This is a genomic window from Streptomyces albidochromogenes, from assembly GCF_005981925.1.
GTDB lineage: Bacteria > Actinomycetota > Actinomycetes > Streptomycetales > Streptomycetaceae > Streptomyces > Streptomyces albidochromogenes.
Genome location: NZ_VBVX01000048.1, coordinates 1 through 18,633, shown reverse-complemented (window position 1 = coordinate 18,633; position 18,633 = coordinate 1). Strand labels below are relative to the sequence as shown.

At 68.5% G+C, this 18,633-nt stretch carries 18 protein-coding genes; 9 read left to right on the top strand and 9 right to left on the bottom strand.

What is annotated here, in order from left to right; all coding sequences use genetic code 11:
- Window positions 1-63: 63 nt before the first annotated feature.
- The 3 genes from E2E34_RS09490 to E2E34_RS09480 all read right to left on the bottom strand — a co-directional run bounded on the left by E2E34_RS09490 (window position 64) and on the right by E2E34_RS09480 (window position 3,259).
- On the bottom strand, window positions 64-1,344 hold the full coding sequence (locus E2E34_RS09490; protein ID WP_138901453.1) for an MFS transporter: 1,281 nt from the start codon (window positions 1,342-1,344) through the stop codon (window positions 64-66).
- Window positions 1,345-1,443: 99 nt separating this feature from the next.
- Entirely contained in the window at window positions 1,444-2,526 is a 1,083-nt protein-coding gene (locus tag E2E34_RS09485; protein ID WP_138901452.1) for an inositol-3-phosphate synthase, read from the bottom strand.
- A gap of 49 nt (window positions 2,527-2,575) precedes the next feature.
- Entirely contained in the window at window positions 2,576-3,259 is a 684-nt protein-coding gene (locus E2E34_RS09480; RefSeq protein ID WP_138901451.1) for a PadR family transcriptional regulator, read from the bottom strand.
- Window positions 3,260-3,625: 366 nt separating this feature from the next.
- On the opposite strand from E2E34_RS09480, the gene E2E34_RS09475 reads away from it, so the two are divergent.
- A complete protein-coding gene (locus E2E34_RS09475; protein ID WP_138901450.1) occupies window positions 3,626-6,322 on the top strand; it encodes a transglycosylase domain-containing protein in 2,697 nt (898 codons plus the stop codon).
- 106 nt (window positions 6,323-6,428) lie between these two features.
- On the top strand, window positions 6,429-7,907 hold the full coding sequence (locus E2E34_RS09470) for a glycosyltransferase family 87 protein (RefSeq protein WP_425573315.1): 1,479 nt from the start codon (window positions 6,429-6,431) through the stop codon (window positions 7,905-7,907).
- 68 nt (window positions 7,908-7,975) lie between these two features.
- Here the strand turns inward: E2E34_RS09470 and E2E34_RS09465 are convergent, their stop codons facing one another.
- The 3 genes from E2E34_RS09465 to E2E34_RS09455 all read right to left on the bottom strand — a co-directional run bounded on the left by E2E34_RS09465 (window position 7,976) and on the right by E2E34_RS09455 (window position 10,631).
- Window positions 7,976-9,007, bottom strand: coding sequence for an alanine racemase (locus tag E2E34_RS09465; protein ID WP_138901448.1), 1,032 nt, complete (start codon window positions 9,005-9,007; stop codon window positions 7,976-7,978).
- Window positions 9,008-9,086: 79 nt separating this feature from the next.
- The gene (locus E2E34_RS09460) at window positions 9,087-10,205 is read right to left on the bottom strand and encodes a lipid II:glycine glycyltransferase FemX (RefSeq protein ID WP_138901447.1); all 1,119 of its coding nucleotides are present in this window, start codon (window positions 10,203-10,205) and stop codon (window positions 9,087-9,089) included.
- 111 nt (window positions 10,206-10,316) lie between these two features.
- On the bottom strand, window positions 10,317-10,631 hold the full coding sequence (locus tag E2E34_RS09455) for a hypothetical protein (RefSeq protein ID WP_138901446.1): 315 nt from the start codon (window positions 10,629-10,631) through the stop codon (window positions 10,317-10,319).
- Window positions 10,632-10,911: 280 nt separating this feature from the next.
- Between E2E34_RS09455 and rpsF the strand changes: the two genes are divergently transcribed.
- The 4 genes from rpsF (at window position 10,912) to rplI (ending at window position 12,616) form a co-directional block, all read left to right on the top strand.
- Complete coding sequence (gene rpsF, locus E2E34_RS09450; protein WP_006604399.1) at window positions 10,912-11,202, top strand: 30S ribosomal protein S6; 291 nt, start codon at window positions 10,912-10,914, stop codon at window positions 11,200-11,202.
- Window positions 11,203-11,277: 75 nt separating this feature from the next.
- The gene (locus E2E34_RS09445) at window positions 11,278-11,871 is read left to right on the top strand and encodes a single-stranded DNA-binding protein (RefSeq protein WP_138901445.1); all 594 of its coding nucleotides are present in this window, start codon (window positions 11,278-11,280) and stop codon (window positions 11,869-11,871) included.
- 43 nt (window positions 11,872-11,914) lie between these two features.
- Window positions 11,915-12,151, top strand: a complete 237-nt coding sequence (rpsR, locus tag E2E34_RS09440) for a 30S ribosomal protein S18 (protein WP_003949403.1) — start codon at window positions 11,915-11,917, stop codon at window positions 12,149-12,151.
- A gap of 18 nt (window positions 12,152-12,169) precedes the next feature.
- Window positions 12,170-12,616, top strand: coding sequence for a 50S ribosomal protein L9 (gene rplI / locus E2E34_RS09435; protein WP_138895788.1), 447 nt, complete (start codon window positions 12,170-12,172; stop codon window positions 12,614-12,616).
- A gap of 104 nt (window positions 12,617-12,720) precedes the next feature.
- On the opposite strand, the gene E2E34_RS09430 is transcribed toward rplI, so the two are convergent.
- Window positions 12,721-14,058 (bottom strand): MATE family efflux transporter, encoded by a 1,338-nt coding sequence (locus E2E34_RS09430; protein WP_138901444.1) that lies wholly within the window; start codon window positions 14,056-14,058, stop codon window positions 12,721-12,723.
- A gap of 476 nt (window positions 14,059-14,534) precedes the next feature.
- Here E2E34_RS09430 and dnaB point away from each other — a divergent pair, with 476 nt between their 5' ends.
- Window positions 14,535-15,992, top strand: coding sequence for a replicative DNA helicase (gene dnaB, locus E2E34_RS09420; RefSeq protein ID WP_167518257.1), 1,458 nt, complete (start codon window positions 14,535-14,537; stop codon window positions 15,990-15,992).
- Between the two features lie 26 nt (window positions 15,993-16,018).
- On the opposite strand, the gene E2E34_RS09415 is transcribed toward dnaB, so the two are convergent.
- Together E2E34_RS09415 and E2E34_RS09410 are read right to left on the bottom strand one after the other, a co-directional pair.
- Window positions 16,019-16,585, bottom strand: a complete 567-nt coding sequence (locus E2E34_RS09415; RefSeq protein ID WP_138901442.1) for a dihydrofolate reductase family protein — start codon at window positions 16,583-16,585, stop codon at window positions 16,019-16,021.
- A gap of 103 nt (window positions 16,586-16,688) precedes the next feature.
- Window positions 16,689-17,444, bottom strand: a complete 756-nt coding sequence (locus tag E2E34_RS09410; RefSeq protein WP_138901459.1) for a GbsR/MarR family transcriptional regulator — start codon at window positions 17,442-17,444, stop codon at window positions 16,689-16,691.
- Between the two features lie 221 nt (window positions 17,445-17,665).
- Here E2E34_RS09410 and E2E34_RS09405 point away from each other — a divergent pair, with 221 nt between their 5' ends.
- Entirely contained in the window at window positions 17,666-18,337 is a 672-nt protein-coding gene (locus E2E34_RS09405; protein ID WP_138901441.1) for a DUF4097 family beta strand repeat-containing protein, read from the top strand.
- Between the two features lie 13 nt (window positions 18,338-18,350).
- On the top strand, window positions 18,351-18,633 hold a 283-nt coding region (locus tag E2E34_RS09400), incomplete at its 3' end, for an ATP-binding cassette domain-containing protein (RefSeq protein ID WP_138901440.1).

The window sequence follows — 18,633 nt, the reverse complement described above, 5'->3', positions numbered from 1 at the left end:
GGTGAGGGGCGGTGTTTCACGTGAAACACCGCCCCTCACGCATGTGCCGTGCGGCGACGCCCGTCACGAGGTGTTCTCGGCGCTCCGGTTCCAGCTGAGCAGTATCGCGGTGACCGCCGCGTAGAGGACGGCAATCGTGACCACCAGCGGAGCCGAGCGACCGTCGGCCGGAAGCATCAGCGCCGCCGCCCCCGCCGCACCCACGAAGGCGACGTTGAACAGCACGTCGTAGATCGAGAAGATCCGCCCCCGGTACGCGTCGTCGACCGACGACTGCACCACCGTGTCCGTGGTGATCTTGGCGGCCTGGGTGGTCAGGCCGAGAACAAAGGCGGCGATCATCATCGGCGCCGGCGCGAAGGGCAGCCCGAGTGCGGGTGTGAGCACGGCGGCCGACCCCGCGCACGCGATCATCCACCCGTACGGTCCCAGTCGCCCCACGGCCCACGGCGTCAGTACCGCAGCCGCGAAGAACCCGGCCCCCGAGAACGCGGCGGCGATCCCGAGCAGCGCGAGCCCCTCGGACCCGGCGCCCCGCTCGTCGGACCAGGCGTACCGGGCCAGCATCAGCACCATGACCGTCAGCGCGCCGTAGCAAAAGCGCATCAGCGTCATCGCCGCCAGCGCGCGCGCCGCGAACCGGCGCTGCGACAGATGCCGCACGCCGTCGGCCAGGCCCCGCGCGGTGGAGGCGAGCGCGGCGCCCAGGCGCGGCTGCACCTGTTCGGGATCGGGGCCGAGCAGCTCGCGGCCCATACGCAGCGACGACAGGGCGGCGCACAGATACAGGAGTGCCCCCAGCAGCACCACCACGGCGTCGGAGTCGGACGCCACCAGCCGTACGGCGAAGGCGAGGCCACCGCCCGCGGTGGCGGCGAGCGTACCCGCCGTCGGAGACAGCGAGTTGGCCATGACGAGCCGCTCCGCGTCGACGACGCGCGGCAGCGCCGCCGAGAGCCCGGACAGCACGAACCGGTTCACAGCGGTGACGGACAGCGCCGAGGCGTAGAAGAGCCAGTCGGGCACCGAGGCGAGGATCAGCAGCGCCGTCCCGCAGGCGAGCACCGCCCGCAGCAGGTTCCCGTACAGGAACACCTGGCGGCGCTGCCACCGGTCGAGCAGCACACCGGCGAAGGGGCCGACCACCGAATAGGGAAGCAGCAGTACGGCCATCGCCGACGCGATCGCGGCGGGCGAGGTCTGTTTCTCGGGGGAGAAGACGACGTACGCGGCGAGAGCGACCTGGTACACACCGTCCGCGCACTGCGAGAGCAGCCGGACCGTCAGCAGGCGGCGGAAGTCGGTCAGGCGCAGAAGTACGCGCAGATCACGTACGGCAGGCATGCGAGCAAGGGTCACACACGTCGAGGGTCCCCGGGCGGATTGCCCGGGGACCCTCGACGATCGGCCCGCGATGAAGCTTCAGGCCCAGCAGGCTGAGCTCTAGCGCTCGACCTCGCCCTTGATGAACGCCTCGACGGCGCGGTGCGCCTCGTCGTCGAAGTACTGCACCGGCGGGGACTTCATGAAGTACGAGGACGCGGAGAGGATCGGGCCGCCGATGCCGCGGTCCTTGGCGATCTTCGCGGCGCGCACGGCGTCGATGATGACACCCGCCGAGTTCGGGGAGTCCCAGACCTCGAGCTTGTACTCCAGGTTCAGCGGGACGTCACCGAAGGCACGGCCCTCGAGGCGCACGTACGCCCACTTGCGGTCGTCGAGCCACGCCACGTAGTCCGACGGGCCGATGTGGACGTTGTCCGCACCGAGGTCGCGGTCGGGGATCTGCGAGGTGACGGCCTGCGTCTTCGAGATCTTCTTGGACTCCAGGCGCTCACGCTCGAGCATGTTCTTGAAGTCCATGTTGCCGCCGACGTTCAGCTGCATCGTGCGGTCCAGGACGACGCCCCGGTCCTCGAACAGCTTCGCCATGACGCGGTGCGTGATGGTCGCGCCGACCTGCGACTTGATGTCGTCGCCGACGATCGGGACACCGGCCTCGGTGAACTTGTCGGCCCACTCCTTGGTGCCGGCGATGAAGACCGGGAGGGCGTTGACGAAGGCGACCTTCGCGTCGATGGCGCACTGCGCGTAGAACTTCGCAGCGGCCTCGGAGCCGACGGGCAGGTAGCAGACGAGGACGTCGGCCTGCGTGTCCTTCAGGACCTGGACGACGTCGACCGGCGTCTCGGCGGACTCCTCGATGGTCTGGCGGTAGTACTTGCCCAGACCGTCGTGGGTGTGGCCGCGCTGGACGCTCACGCCGGTGTTCGGCACGTCGCAGATCTTGATGGTGTTGTTCTCGCTGGCGCCGATGGCGTCCGCGAGGTCGAGGCCGACCTTCTTCGCGTCGACGTCGAACGCGGCGACGAACTCGATGTCACTCACGTGGTAGTCGCCGAACTGCACGTGCATCAGACCCGGCACCTTGCCCGCCGGGTCGGCGTCCTTGTAGTACTCGACGCCCTGCACCAGTGAGGCGGCGCAGTTGCCCACGCCGACGATGGCTACGCGAACCGAACCCATTGGCGGTTGCTCCCTGTGTTCTCGACGAGGCCTGCGGAAGTGCAGGGCCTCACTTGACGGTGTCGTCGGACGGATCCGGACCGGTGTCGTCCCGGTGCCGGGGCAGGCCGTCCGTCTTTCCAGATGTGATGTCGTCACGAGCCGGACCACCGGGGCCGGATCGTCGCTGATCCCGCCCCGCCCGCTCGCTCTCGATGAGCTCGTTCAGCCAGCGCACTTCGCGCTCCACGGACTCCATGCCGTGCCGCTGCAGCTCAAGCGTGTAGTCGTCCAGGCGCTCGCGGGTACGGGCCAGGGAGGCGCGCATCTTCTCCAGACGCTCCTCCAGCCGGCTCCTGCGGCCCTCGAGCACCCGCATCCGCACCTCGCGCTCCGTCTGTCCGAAGAAGGCGAAACGAGCGGCGAAGTGCTCGTCCTCCCACGTGTCGGGGCCGGTGTGGGAGAGCAGCTCCTCGAAGTGCTCCTTACCTTCGGCCGTCAGCCGGTAGACGATCTTCGCCCGGCGGCCCGCGAGCGAAGCGGCGAGCGCGTCCTCGGGAGCGCTGCCGGGCTCTTCGATCAACCAGCCGTTTGCGACGAGCGTCTTGAGGCAGGGGTAGAGCGTCCCGTAACTGAAGGCGCGGAAGACCCCCAGCGAGGTGTTGAGCCGCTTGCGCAGCTCGTAGCCGTGCATCGGGGACTCGCGCAGCAGGCCGAGCACGGCGAATTCGAGGATGCCTGAGCGTCTGCTCATCCTTCGCCTCCTCGGTCGCTGTGGGCCCTTATGCCGAGCTGATGTATCGACTCGATACATCCAGACGATAGAACGGGAGTGCCGATGGGACAAGGGGGGCCATCGTGAACGGCGTCACATCACCGATTCGGTGCACGCAACTTGCCTGATTTGGGGTGAACATCGGCACTGGGTGGGTTTTGACGGTGCGTAGTCTGTGCGGCATGCAGTCCACCGGGAACCAAGTGACGCCAGGAAGCGTCCTCGTCCTGGATGCACATGAGGCCGTACGGACGAGCCCGGCCCCGGGCTGGTCCGTACTTCGGGGGGACCGGAACTCACCTGCCGCTTCCAGGCGATCTCGCCTGCCCGAGGAGTAGTCGTTCGATGAGCGAGCACCGTCGCAAACCGTCGCAGCCGCAGGACGGAGGACGTGCCGCGGCCCGGCGAGCCGCCCAGCAGCCGGCAGGCCGCCGCGCTGCCCCGCCGCGGGACACCCACAGCACCACTGAGATGCTCTCCGGTTCGCACGGAGAGGAACGCCCTGCCGGCGGCAGAGCGGAAGCCCGCCGCGCCGCCCAGCGGGGAGCGTCGGGCGGCTCGCGCCGACGAGGCGCCGAGCAGGCCGGGCGGGGAGCGGGCCGGGGTCGCGCCGCAGCCGCGCAGTCCGACGACCGGTTCCTCAACTATCCGCGTTCGGACCGTGACGGATGGCGACGGTTCGTACCGTCCTGGAAGCTGGTCGGCGGCACCTGCCTGGGCTTCTTCGCGCTCCTGGTCGCGGGCATGGGCGTTGCTTTCGCGTGGGTGGACGAGCCCGACCCCCAGAAGATGGCCAAGGCGCAGAACAACGTCTTCTACTGGAGCAACGGCACGCAGCTCGCCGCGACCGGTGGCGAACGCAACCGCCAGGCCGTCTCCATCAAGGACATTCCCCAGTCCATGCAGGACGCGGTGATCGCTGCCGAGAACGCCTCCTTCGAGGACGACTGGGGTGTCGACCCCATGGGCATCGGCCGGGCCGTCGTCAACATGGCCATGGGGCAGGAGACGCAGGGCGGCTCGACCATCACGCAGCAGTACGTGAAGAACCTGTACCTGGACCAGGACCAGACGATCAAGCGGAAGTTCACCGAGCTCATCATCTCGCTCAAGGTCGGCGCGACCGTCGACAAGGACGAGGTCATGGAGGGATATCTGAACACCGCGTACTTCGGTCGTGACGCGTACGGTATCCAGGCCGCGTCCCAGGCGTACTTCGCCGTGGACAGCAAGGACCTCAGCGCGTCCCAGAGCGCCTTCCTCGCGGCACTTCTCAAGGGTCCGAACCTCTACAACCCTGACGGCGGCCTCGGCGACAACGCCTCCCGCGACGAGAACAGGGAGCGCGCCGAAATCCGCTGGTCATGGATTCTCGACCGCCAGGTCGAGGTCGGCCGGATGACGCAGGCCGAGGCGGACAAGTGGAAGAAGCTCGGGTTCCCCTCGCTCACGGAATCCGAGCAGGCCACGGGCCTCGGTGGCCAGAAGGGCTACCTGGTCGAGACGGCCAAGAAGTACGTGATGAAGCAGGCCGACATCACGCCGGAGCAGCTCGCGCTCGGCGGCTATCGCATCTACACGACCTTCGACGAGGAGAAGGTCAAGGCGATGGAGAAGGCGGTCAACAAGACGAAGAAGGCGTTCCTCGACGCCAAGCAGCGCCCGGAGACGGACAAGTTCGTCCAGTTCGGCTCCGCATCGGTGGACGTGGACACCGGCGCGATCGTCGCGCTGTACGGCGGCGACGGCTGGGACAAGAAGCACTTCACCAACAACGCCGACACGTCCGGCGTCCCCGTCGGCTCGACCTGGAAGCCCTACGTCCTCGCGGCGGCGATGCAGCACGGCACCTACAAGACCGCGCCCACAGGACTTTCGCCGCTGAGCAAGTACAACGCGAACGACCTGATAGTGATCAGGAACCAGAACGGTGACCCGATTCCCGGCAAGAACGGTCAGCCGTTCCGGCAGAAGAACGAGAGTGACAAGGCCTACGGTTACGTCACCCTCAGGGAGGCGATGGAGAAGTCCATCAACACCCCGTTCGTGCAGCTCGGTATGGACGTCGGTCACGAGCACGTCGCCGAGATGGCGAAGGACACCGGGATCCTCGAGCAGTCGATGGACCAGAACAACGCGTCCTTCTACCTCGGTACGTCCACCCCGAGCGCCATCCGCATGGCGGACTCGTACGCGACCTTCGCCGCTTCCGGCAAGCACCGCGAGCCGTACTCCGTGAAGAAGGTGCTGGACGATGGCAAGAAGGTGGCCGGGTTCGAGCAGCCGAGGGCTACGCGCGCCATGGACCCCGAGGTCGCCGACAACGTCACCGACGTCCTCAAGAACGTCATCGAGAGCCCCGAGGGCACCGGCAAGAAGGCGCAGAAGCTCGGCCGTCCGGCCGCCGGCAAGACCGGTACGACCGACAAGAACAAGTCGGCCTGGTTCGTCGGCTACACCCCGCAGCTGTCGACCGCCGTGACCCTGTTCCGTACGGACCCCGAGTCCCGCAAGCTGCTCTCCATGAACGGCACCGGCGGTGTCCCGTCCATCCACGGTGGTGACATCCCCGCCGAGGTGTGGACGAACTACATGATCGACGCGCTCAAGGACGAGAAGATCGAGGACTTCCCGACGGCCATCCCGATCGGCGAGAAGGCCGACGGAACCGGCGCCCCGTCCCCGACGCCCAGCGCGACGCCCAGCCGGACGCCGTCCTCGACACCGTCCGCCACGCCCTCGCAGACCCCGTCGAAGACGCCCTCGCCGTCCGTGACGCCGAGCCAGACCGAGTCCTGCGACCCGTTCGACTGGGCGTGCGACGACGACGGCCAGAACGGCGGCAACGGCAACGCGGGCACGGACGTCGGCGGCACCGACACCGGTGGCACCGATACGGGCGGCACCGACACGGGCGGCGCCACCGACGGCGGCACGGCCACCGACGGCGGGACCACCGACGGCACCACCACCGAAGGCGAGACCGACGGCAAGCCCGGCAACGGCAACAGCAACGGCGGCCTCTTCGGAGGCGGCGGCTGACGCCACGCACCACCCCGACCCGGCGAGGGCCGTCGCACTCCGGTGCGGCGGCCCTCGCCGCATCCGCGGCCCCGCGCGCACAGCTCCGTACGGCAGGATGACCCCCATGACGAGCGTGCACGAGGACCGGCCCGTAGTACGGCCCACGCATGAGGACGAGGTCGCGGCGGCGGGCAGCGAGCTGATCGGCGGCCCCGTCGGCCGGTGGGCCGCGCCGGGCGCCGGACGGCTCTCACCGGTCCACGTCGTCGCCCTGGTCGCCCTCGGCATGTTCGCGCTCGGCATGGTGCAGAAGATCCCCTGCTACGAGTGGGCCTGGTTCCGCGGCACCAGTTCGCAGTACACCCACGCCTGCTACTCCGACATCCCGCACCTCTACCTGGGGCGGGGCTTCGCGGACGGCCTCCTGCCGTACTTCGACCGCCTGAGCGGCGACATGGAGTTCCTCGAGTACCCCGTCCTGACCGGGCTCTTCATGCAGGTCGCCGCCTGGCTGACGCTGCCGTTCGACGGCTCAATCCAGGAGCGCGAGCAGGCGTACTGGATGGTCAACGCGGGCATGCTGATGATCTGTGCCGCCGTCATCGCCGTCTGCGTCGCCCGTACGCACCGGCGGCGCCCCTGGGACGCCCTGCTCGTCGCGCTGGCGCCGGCCCTCGCCCTGACCGCCACCATCAACTGGGACCTGCTGGCCGTCGCCCTGACGGCCGCGGCGATGCTCATGTGGTCGCGGGGCCGGTCGCTGCCCTTCGGCATCCTCATCGGCCTCGCCACCGCCGCGAAGCTCTATCCCGTGCTCCTGCTGGGACCGCTCCTCGTGCTGTGCTGGAGAGCGGGCAAGTACCGCCAGTACGGCGCTGCGCTGCTGGGCGCCGCCGGGGCCTGGCTGCTGGTGAACGTGCCCGTCATGGCCCTCGCCCCCGAGGGCTGGAAGAAGTTCTACACCTTCAGCCAGGAACGGTCCGTCGACTTCGGCTCGTTCTGGCTGATCATCACGCAGCGCACCGGGAAGCCGCTCGACGTCGAGGCCGTCAACACGTACGCCACGCTGCTCATGGTCGTGCTGTGCGCGGGAATCGCCGTACTGACCCTGACGGCGCCCCGCCGGCCGCGCTTCGCGCAACTGGCCTTCCTGGTCGTCGCCGCGTTCATCCTCACCAACAAGGTGTACTCGCCGCAGTACGTCCTGTGGCTCATCCCCCTCGCCGCCCTGGCCCGGCCGCGCTGGCGCGACTTCCTGATCTGGCAGGCATGCGAGGTCATGTACTACCTCGGGATCTGGATGTACCTCGCGTACACCACCAGCGGCGACAAGCAGCGCGGCCTGCCCCCCGAGGGCTACCAGCTCGCCATCGCGCTGCACCTGCTGGCGACGCTGTACCTGTGCGCCGTCGTCGTACGCGACATCCTCATGCCGGAGCGGGACGCCGTACGGCGCGACGGCTCGGACGACCCCTCGGGCGGTGTCCTCGACGGGGCGGAGGACACCTTCGTGCTGGGCAGGGCCGCGCACCCGCCGCGCCACGCCGCGCACCACTTCGAGGGGTCACGGGTGGAATGGGGCCCCACCGCGCCGGGCGGGTGATCGCCACGGCGGTCCGGGGGGTCGCCGCGCACGAGGGCCGGGCGAACCCGCCCGGCCCGGCGGGACGGTCAGCGGTCGACGATGCGGTCGAACTGGGTCGTCGTGTGGCGCAGATGGGCGACCAGTTCCTCGCCCACCTTCGGCTCCTGCGCGTCCGAGGGGACGAACAGGATCGACACCTGCATGTGCGGGGGCTCCGCGAACCAGCGCTGCTTGCCCGCCCACACGAACGGCGCCAGGTTGCGGTTGACCGTCGCGAGGCCGGCCCGTGCCACACCCTTCGCACGCGGCATCACGCCGTGCAGCGCCTTGGGCGCCTCCAGGCCGACGCCGTGCGACGTGCCGCCGGCCACCACCACGAGCCAGCCGTCCGACGCCGCCTTCTGCTGGCGGTAACCGAACCGGTCGCCCTTCGACACCGGGGTCACGTCCAGCACCGAGCCGCGGTACTCCGTCGCCTCGTGATCGCCCAGCCACAGCCGGGTGCCGATCCGCGCGCGGAAGCGGGTCTGCGGGAACTGCTGCTGCAGGCGCGCCAGTTCCTCGGCCTTCAGGTGGCTGACGAACATCGTGTGCAGCGGCAGACGGGCCGCCCGCAGCCGGTCCATCCAGCCGATGACCTCCTCGACGGCGTCCGAGCCGTCGGTGCGGTCCAGCGGGAGGTGCAGGGCGAAGCCCTCCAGGCGTACGTCCTCGATGGCCGCGTGGAGCTGCCCGAGCTCCTCCTCCTTCACGCCGTGACGCTTCATCGAGCTCATGCACTCGATGACGACACGGGCGCCGACCAGCGCGTGCACCCCGTCGACCGACGAGACCGAGCGCACCACGCGGTCGGGCAGCGGAACCGGTTCCTCACCGCGCCGGAACGGCGTCAGGACGAGCAGGTCGCCGCTGAACCAGTCCTTGATGCGGGCGGCTTCGTACGTGGTGCCGACGGCCAGGATGTCGGAGCCGAAGCGGGTCGCCTCGTCCGCGAGCCGCTCGTGGCCGAAGCCGTAGCCGTTGCCCTTGCAGACCGGCACGATTCCGGGGAACTGGTCGAGCACGGACTTCTGGTGCGCCCGCCAGCGCGCGGTGTCGACGTAGAGGGTGAGCGCCATGGCCGGTCCGGAACCTTTCTCGTGGCTGCGGTGTATCGGAGGTATGAGGGAGAACGCGTGCGGGTACGGTCGCGCGGGATCAGCGGCGCGACATGTACATGTCGAGAGCCTTGTGCAGCATCTTGTTGAGCGGGAAGTCCCACTCACCGACATACTCCACAGCCTCCCCACCCGTACCCACCTTGAACTGGATCAGACCGAACAGGTGATCGGTCTCGTCCAGGGAGTCGGAGATGCCCCGCAGGTCGTACACGGTCGCGCCCATCGCGTACGCGTCACGCAGCATCCGCCACTGCATCGCGTTCGAGGGCCGGACCTCACGGCCGATGTTGTCCGAGGCGCCGTACGAATACCAGACATGCCCACCGACGACGAGCATCGTCGCAGCCGACAGATTCACGCCGTTGTGACGCGCGAAGTACAACCGCATCCGGTTCGGGTCCTCGGCGTTCAAGACGGACCACATGCGCTGGAAGTACGACAGCGGACGCGGCCGGAACTTGTCGCGCACCGCTGTGATCTCGTACAGCCGCTGCCACTCGGCCAGGTCCTCGTAACCACCCTGGACGACCTCGACACCGGCCTTCTCGGCCTTCTTGATGTTGCGACGCCACAGCTGGTTGAAGCCCTTGAGGACATCGTCGAGCGACCGGTTCGCCAGCGGCACCTGGTAGACGTACCGCGGCTGCACGTCACCGAAGCCGGCACCGCCGTCCTCGCCCTGCTGCCACCCCATCTTCCGCAGCCGGTCCGCCACTTCGAAAGCACGCGGCTCGATATGCGTCGCCTCGATGTCCCGCAGGCGCTTCACATCCGGATCCTGGATACCCGCCTTGATCGCGGGCGCGTCCCAGCGACGGATCACCACCGGTGGACCCATCTTCACGGAGAACGCACCCTGCTGCTTGAGATGCGCCAGCATCGGCTGCAGCCAGTCGTCCAGATTCGGCGCGTACCAGTTGATCACCGGACCCTCGGGCAGATACGCCAGATACCGCTTGATCTTCGGCAGCTGCCGGTACAGCACCAGACCGGCACCGACCAGCTCACCGCCCTTGTCGAACCAGCCCAGGCTCTCCGACCGCCACTCCGTCTTCACATCGGCCCACGCCGGGACCTGGCAGTGGCTCGCCGACGGCAGGCTCTGGATGTACGCCAGATGCTGCTCTCGGCTGATGGTCCTCAGGGTCAGGCTCATGACGGGGCGCTCCTCGGCAGGTCTGTCCCCATGGGATCAGGGGCTCCGGCTCTCGCGCCGAAGCCTACTGCGCCCAAGGAGCGCCCCGACTGGCCGCTGACCCAGCCGGGCCTATCCCAGCACCCCTCCGAACAGCCCACCGTGCGCCATCCCGAGGAAGAAGCCGACCGCGGAGGCGCCCAGGCCGACGATCATCGGAAACCGCTCACGCGTCGTGGCCGAGATGAACTGGCCGTACGCACCCGTCAGGATGCCCACCAGACCCGTCCACGAACTGAGCAGGTGCAGGCTGTGGAACATCGCCGAGACGAAGGCGATCGCGCCCAGCACGAGCGTCACCGCCAGAAGCGTGTCCTGCAGCGGATGAGGCTTGCCGTCGGTCTCGAAGAGAGAGTTCGAGGAGTGTCGTCGCATTGCCTGCGCCATGGGGCACCTCCTGCTGGAAGGCGGGCGGTAAGGCGGCGAGCGTGATGCCGCACACACCCGATGTGTACAGATTGTGGCCCCTCCCGGCCGGATTTCAACCGGAAGGCGGTGAGCAGGTACTCTGAACGGTCTGCACCGGTGTCTGCCCATGCCACAAAACAGGCTCCCTCCCTTCCGGGAAGGCCGCTTGTCAGTGGCGGCCGATACCGTTGCGTACGCATCACGACCCTCCTGCCACGGAACGACCGTGGCCGCTGAGTCCAAAGGAGGTGGGTTCCACATGCGTCACTACGAAGTGATGGTCATCCTCGACCCCGATCTCGAGGAGCGCGCTGTCTCCCCGTTGATCGAGAACTTCCTCTCCGTCGTCCGCGAGGGCAACGGAAAGGTCGAGAAGGTCGACACCTGGGGCCGTCGTCGTCTGTCCTACGAGATCAAGAAGAAGCCCGAGGGCATCTACTCGGTCATCGACCTGCAGGCCGAGCCTGCGGTCGTCAAGGAGCTCGACCGACAGATGAACCTGAACGAGTCGGTCCTCCGGACCAAGGTCCTCCGCCCCGAAACCCACTGAGCCCACTAGCTCAGCGGTAATCGGGTCCGAGTAGCAACAAGCAGCCAGCAGCAATCCCCGCCGAGAGGTTCACCCATGGCAGGCGAGACCGTCATCACGGTCGTCGGCAATCTCGTCGACGACCCCGAGCTGCGCTTCACCCCGTCCGGTGCGGCGGTCGCGAAGTTCCGTGTCGCGTCCACTCCCCGCATCTTCGACAAGCAGACCAATGAGTGGAAGGACGGCGAAGGCCTGTTCCTCACCTGCTCGGTCTGGCGTCAGGCGGCGGAGAACGTCGCGGAGTCGCTTACGCGAGGCATGCGCGTCATCGTCCAGGGCCGGCTCAAGCAGCGGTCCTACGAAGACCGCGAGGGCGTAAAGCGCACGGTCTACGAACTGGACGTCGAAGAAGTCGGCCCCAGCCTCAAGACGGCCACGGCCAAGGTCACCAAGACCAGCGGCCGAGGCGGCCAGGGCGGGTACGGCGGCGGCCAGCAGGGCGGCCAGGGCGGCGGCAACTGGGGCGGAGCCCCCAGCGGCGGCGGCCAGCAGGGCGGCGGCGCTCCCGCCGACGACCCCTGGGCCAGCAGTGCACCGGCCGGCGGCGGTCAGCAGCAGGGCGGCGGCGGCTGGGGCGGAAGCTCCGGCGGGTCCGCCGGCGGCGGCTACTCGGACGAGCCCCCCTTCTAGGGCGGGCCCGTACACCACTTCTTGATCACACAGGAGAAACACCATGGCGAAGCCGCCTGTGCGCAAGCCTAAGAAGAAGGTCTGCGCATTCTGCAAGGACAAGGTCACGTACGTGGACTACAAGGACACGAACATGCTGCGGAAGTTCATTTCCGACCGCGGCAAGATCCGTGCCCGCCGCGTGACCGGCAACTGCACGCAGCACCAGCGTGACGTCGCCACGGCAGTCAAGAACAGCCGTGAGATGGCGCTGCTGCCCTACACGTCCACCGCGCGATAAGGGAAGGGTGACCGAAAAATGAAGATCATCCTCACCCACGAGGTCTCTGGCCTCGGCACTGCCGGCGACGTCGTTGACGTCAAGGACGGCTACGCTCGCAACTACCTGGTCCCGCGTGGTTTCGCGATCCGCTGGACCAAGGGTGGCGAGAAGGACGTGGCGCAGATCCGCCGCGCCCGCAAGATCCACGAGATCGCGACCATCGAGCAGGCCAACGAGATCAAGGCCAAGCTCGAAGGCGTGAACGTGCGTCTCGCCGTTCGCTCCGGCGACGCCGGCCGTCTCTTCGGCTCCGTCACCCCGGCCGACGTCGCTTCGGCGATCAAGGCTGCCGGTGGCCCCGAGGTCGACAAGCGCCGCGTCGAGCTGGGCGCCCCGATCAAGACCCTCGGCTCGCACCAGGTCTCCGTGCGTCTGCACGCCGAGGTCGCCGCGAACCTGGGCGTCGAGGTCGTCGCCGCCTAAGCGCTGCACCACGCGAAGCAGTCAGAAGGGCCGCACCCCACCGGGTGCGGCCCTTCGTCGTTTCACGTGAAACACCCACCGCCCACGCCCGCCGCCCGCACCACTCAGCGCGTCGCACCCGTGACGATCCAACGCCCCGAACGCGCACGCAGCCACAACGTCAGCATCCGCACCGCCATCATCAACGTCATCGCCCACCACAAGGCCGTCAGCCCACCACCGAGCACCGGCACCAACAACGCCACCGGCGTGAAGACCGCGAGCGTCGCCAGCATGGCCCACGCCAGATACGGCCCGTCCCCCGCACCCATCAACACCCCGTCCAGCACGAACACGATCCCCGCGATCGGCTGCGAGACAGCCACCACCAGCAGAGCCGGCAGCAGCGCGTCCCGGACCACGTCGTCACCCGTGAACAGCGGAATGAACAACGGCCGCGACACCGCGACCAGCACACCCAGCACCACACCGGAGACAACCCCCCACCACACCATCCGCCGGCACGCCTCCTGCGCCCCCTCGGCGTCGCCCGCCCCCAGGTACCGGCCGATGATCGCCTGACCCGCGATGGCGATCGCGTCGAGCGCGAAAGCCAGCAAGCTCCACAAGGACAGCAGGATCTGATGGGCCGCGACATCCGCGTCCCCGAGGTGGGCGGCCACCGCCGTGGCGATCATCAGCACCGCCCGCAGCGACAGCGTGCGGACCAGCAACGGCGCACCGGCCTGGGCACAGGCCCGTATCCCGGCGACGTCGGGACGCAGGGACGCGCCGTGCTTCCTGGCGCCGCGCACCACCACCACGAGATAGGCGGCGGCCATCCCGCACTGGGCGATCACGGTGCCCCACGCGGAACCCGCGATGCCGAGCCCGGCGCCGTACACGAGACCCACGTTGAGCGCCGCGTTCGCGGCGAACCCGCCGACCGCGACGTACAGCGGAGTCCTGGTGTCCTGGAGGCCGCGCAGCACACCCGTGGCCGCGAGCACGACGAGCATCGCGGGGATGCCGAGACTGGAGATCCGCAGATACGTGATGGCGTGCGGAGCGGCGGTGTCGGAGGCGCCGAAGAGGCCGACGAGCCACGGGGCGGCGGGCAGGACGACGGCTATCACGCCGGCGCCCAGGAGGAGAGCCAGCCAGATGCCGTCCATACCCTGGCGGATGGCGGCCTGGAGGTCGCCCGCCCCGACGCGGCGGGCAACCGCGGCGGTGGTGGCGTAGGCGAGAAAGACGAAGACGCTCACGGCGGTCATCAGGAGCGCCGCGGCGATACCGAGACCCGCGAGCTGCGGGGTGCCGAGGTGGCCGATGACGGCGCTGTCGACCATGACGAAAAGGGGCTCGGCGACCAGGGCGCCGAAGGCCGGCAGGGCCAGCGAGATGATCTCGCGGTCGTGCCTGCGCCGGCTGGTCTTCGCTGCCGTGGGGGCCTGAGTCATGAGGTCAATCTAATCTTCCACAGGTAACAGATGCAATGCCCCTGTGATCCTTACTTCTGAGCGCTGTCGGGGCGTGTCCGCGCGTCGTTTGTGCTGATCTTGCAGCGGGGGGAGAAGTTTTTCTTCCCCACAGCCGGTGGATGGAGAAAGTGCAGGTCAAGCGGGTGGGCGCGGAGGTGCCGTGAGTTTGTCCACAGTGCTGTCCCCCGGTCCGTGCACAGGTTCCGGGGACTTCTCCACAGCAACTGGTCCGTCGTCCACACCACCTGTGGATAACCAGATTGGCTGACGGTGCCCGCGGGCCTACCGTGGTGCGGCGCCCGCCTTCCGTTCCGGCCCCGGAAGCTCGTCGAACTTGATGCGCCGGAACCGGAGTCGGGCGTCTCATTTGTCAGAGCCGTGCCGTAAGAAAGAGTGGCACAGCGAGGTCCGCGCTGCGGACGGGAGGAGGTGGCCCGGTGAGCATTTCCGAGCCATTGGACGACCCCTGGGCCGACAGCGGTCCTGGTGACCGTCTGCCCTCCCGCCGACGCCGTGGCGAGGGCCGGGGCCGCGACGAGCAGCACGACCGCGGGGGTGAGGGCGGCGGCTGGGAGGGCGGCTCCCCGGCCTTCGAGCGGGTTCCTCCGCAGGACCTCGACGCCGAGCAGTCCGTCCTCGGCGGCATGCTGCTGTCGAAGGACGCCATCGCCGACGTGGTGGAGATCCTCAAGGGCCACGACTTCTACCGCCCGGCCCACGAGACGGTCTACACGGCGATCCTCGACCTCTACGCCAAGGGCGAGCCGGCCGACCCCATCACCGTGGGCGCCGAGCTGACCAAGCGCGGCGAGATCACGAAGGTCGGCGGTGCCTCGTACCTGCACACCTTGGTGCAGACGGTGCCGACCGCAGCCAACGCCGAGTACTACGCGGAGATCGTCCACGAGCGGGCGGTGCTGCGCAGGCTCGTCGAGGCGGGCACGAAGATCACGCAGATGGGATACGCGGCCGACGGTGATGTGGACGACATCGTCAACGCCGCCCAGGCGGAGATCTACGCCGTCACGGAGCAGCGCACCAGTGAGGATTATCTGCCGCTCGGCGACATCATGGAGGGCGCGCTCGACGAGATCGAGGCGATCGGCTCCCGCACGGGTGAGATGACCGGTGTGCCGACCGGTTTCACGGACTTCGACTCGCTGACCAATGGTCTGCACCCCGGGCAGATGATCGTCATCGCGGCGCGTCCCGCGATGGGCAAGTCGACGCTGGCGCTGGACTTCGCGCGGGCGTGCTCGATCAAGAACAACCTGCCGAGCGTGATCTTCTCGCTGGAAATGGGGCGCAACGAGATCGCGATGCGTCTGCTGTCGGCGGAGGCGCGGGTGGCGTTGCACCACATGCGTTCGGGCACGTTGACGGACGAGGACTGGACGCGGCTGGCGCGCCGGATGCCGGATGTGTCGCAGGCGCCGTTGTACATCGACGATTCTCCGAACTTGTCGATGATGGAGATCCGGGCGAAGTGCCGCCGGCTGAAGCAGCGCAATGATCTGAAGCTGGTGATCATCGACTATCTGCAGCTGATGCAGTCCGGTGGTTCGAAGCGGGCGGAGAGCCGCCAGCAGGAGGTCTCGGACATGTCCCGAAACCTCAAGCTGCTGGCGAAGGAGCTCGAACTGCCGGTGATCGCGCTCTCCCAGCTGAACCGTGGTCCGGAGCAGCGTACGGACAAGAAGCCGATGGTGTCCGACCTGCGTGAGTCGGGTTCCATCGAGCAGGACGCCGACATGGTCATCCTGCTGCACCGTGAGGACGCGTACGAGAAGGAGTCGCCGCGTGCGGGCGAGGCGGATCTGATGGTGGCCAAGCACCGTAATGGTCCGACGGCGACGATCACGGTGGCGTTCCAGGGGCACTACTCGCGTTTCGTGGACATGGCGCAGATCTGACCTGGCCGTGAGTCAGCGGTGGCTGCTCAGTGCCTGGTCTCGTACCTGGTCATGACCACGCCGCCGGGAAAGGTCCGCGTTTCCAGCAGGTTCAGGTTCGTCCAGCTGTCCAGGGCGGTGAAGAACGGCGTGCCGCCGCCGATCAGGACCGGATGGGTGGCGATGGCGTATTCGTCGATCAGCCCGGCGCGCATGGCGGCCCCGGCGAGCGTTGCGCCGCCGATGTTCATGGGGTCGCCGTCCTCGGCCTTGAGCCGGGTGATCTCGTCGATCGCGTCGCCGGTGACGAGGCGGGTGTTGAAGTCGACTTTGTCGATCGTCGAGGAGAACACCACCTTGGGCGTGTCCCGCCAGTTCCGGGCGAACTCGATCTCCGCAGGGGTGGCGTTGGGCTGCTGGTCGCCGGTCGGCCAGTAGGAGCTCATCGTCTCCCACAGCTTGCGCCCGTACAGGGACAGGCCGCTCGCCTGCTCGTGGTCGAGCCACCACTGGAACAGTTCGGGGCTCGGCGGTCCGCTCCAGCCGATGTCGTCGCCGGGCGCGGCGATGTAGCCGTCCAGGGTCAGGTTCATGCCGTAGATCAGTTTCCGCATGGCCCAGCCTTCCGTCCGTGGGTGTCCGCCGTGTTGACCGGCGCGGCGCCGGAAACTCATCGGTGCGCGGTCGTCGTTCGCCCGGAGTGGTGCTGGTGTCGGCCTATACGCGGTCCGGGTTCGGCTTGGCGGTGTCGCCGGGGGGTGCTTCGGGTTCGGTGTGGAGGATCTGGCGGGCTTGTTCCGCGGCGCGGGTGATGCTTTCGGAGACGAAGTCGAGGAAGCGTGCGACGTTCTCGAGGCGGGTGGCGGCGGGGGTGTCGGGGCCGAGGACGCCGACGCCCTGGCGTGCGATGTCGACGATCTGGGCGGTGGAGCGGGCGCTGGCGATCATCGACTGGTACCAGATGTCGTCGTCGACGATGTAGCGCTCGCGGCGGCGTTCGTCGCGTTCCCGGCGGACGAAGCCCTGGCTTTCCAGGAACGTGATCGCCTTGGAGATGGATGCCGGGCTGACCTGGAGCTGCTGGACGAGTTCGGACGCGGTGAGGCTGCCTGTGTCGGTGAGCGTGAGGCAGGCCATGACCCGGGACATCATCGTGGGCATGCCCGAGCCCATGAGGACGGTGGTGAACGTCTCGGCGTACTCGCGTACGGCTTCGGGGTCGCGTCCGTGTGCCGGTGGGGGTGTCGCCGGGTCACGGGGTGCGCTCTGGCGGCGGCGCTGGGTGCGGCGTTCGGTGGCGCGGTGGGCGAGGTCGGCGCGGTAGGCGGTGGGGCCGCCGTTTCGCATGACCTCGCGGGTGATGGTCGAGGTGGGGCGGCCGAGGCGTCGGGCGATCTCCGCGTAGGGGAGGCCGTCGGCCAGCCCCAGCGCGATTTGCTGGCGTTCCTGCTGGGTGAGTCTGCCTCCCGGCATCGTGGTCTCCTTCGTGGTCCGTGGTGTCTCCAGCATAGCGTTCAGCCTCATTCCATTGCAACGTAGGGCTGTCTGTCATTGCGTTAACTTCCAAGCCGACGCAACGAAATGATGGCTCTGGCCTGCTGTGATGTTGATTCAACGCAACGGACTTGTTGAAGTGATGTGGAAAGCAACGTAGCGTTTCACTCATCAGAAACAACGAGTCGCAGGAGAGAACCATGCAGAAGTTCGACACCCCCGCCCCGATCGCCGCCGTTCTGGACATCCCCGCCGGGCGGGTGCAGTTCATCGCCGCCGACCGCGCCGACACCGCGGTCGAGGTCCGGCCCGCCGACGCCTCGAGCAGCCGCGACGTGAAGGCGGCGGAGCGGACCACGGTCGAGTACGGCGACGGCGTCCTGCGCATCGGCGCCGCACCGGCGGCGAACCGGGTCCTCGGCAGCTCCGGGTCCGTCGAGGTGACCGTCCAACTGCCCGCCGGTTCCCGTGTCGAGGCGAAGTCGGCCGGCTCCGAGTTCCGGGGCGTCGGCCGTCTCGGGGACGTCGCCTTCGAGGGCGCGCAGGGCTCGGTCAAGATCGACGAGGCCGCCAGTGCCCGCCTCACCCTGCTGGCCGGTGACGTCTCGGTCGGCCGCCTGGGCGGTGCCGCGGAGATCAGCACGCAGAAGGGCGACCTCCGGATCGCCGAGGCCACGCGCGGCACGGTCACGCTGCGCACCGAGTACGGCGAGATCTCGGTCGGCGCCGCCCGTGGGGTCTGCGCCTCGCTGGACGCCGGCACCGGCTACGGCCGGATCCACAACGCGCTCATGAACACCGACGGCGCCGCCGCCGGCCTGAACATCCACGCGACGACCGCCTACGGCGACGTCACCGCCCGCAGCCTCTGAAGGAGTACTCCTCATGACCAACCTGGCCATCGCGGCGACCGGGCTGCGCAAGTCGTACGGGGACAAGGTCGTGCTGGACGGCGTCGATCTGGCCGTCCCCGAGGGAACGGTCATCTCCCTGCTCGGCCCGAACGGCGCGGGCAAGACCACCGTCGTGAAGATCCTGTCGACGCTCATCGGTGCGGACGGCGGGCAGGCCCAGGTCGCGGGCCAGGACCTGGCCGCCGACCCGCAGGCGGTACGGGCGGCGATCGGCGTGACCGGGCAGTTCTCCGCCGTGGACGGGTTGATCACCG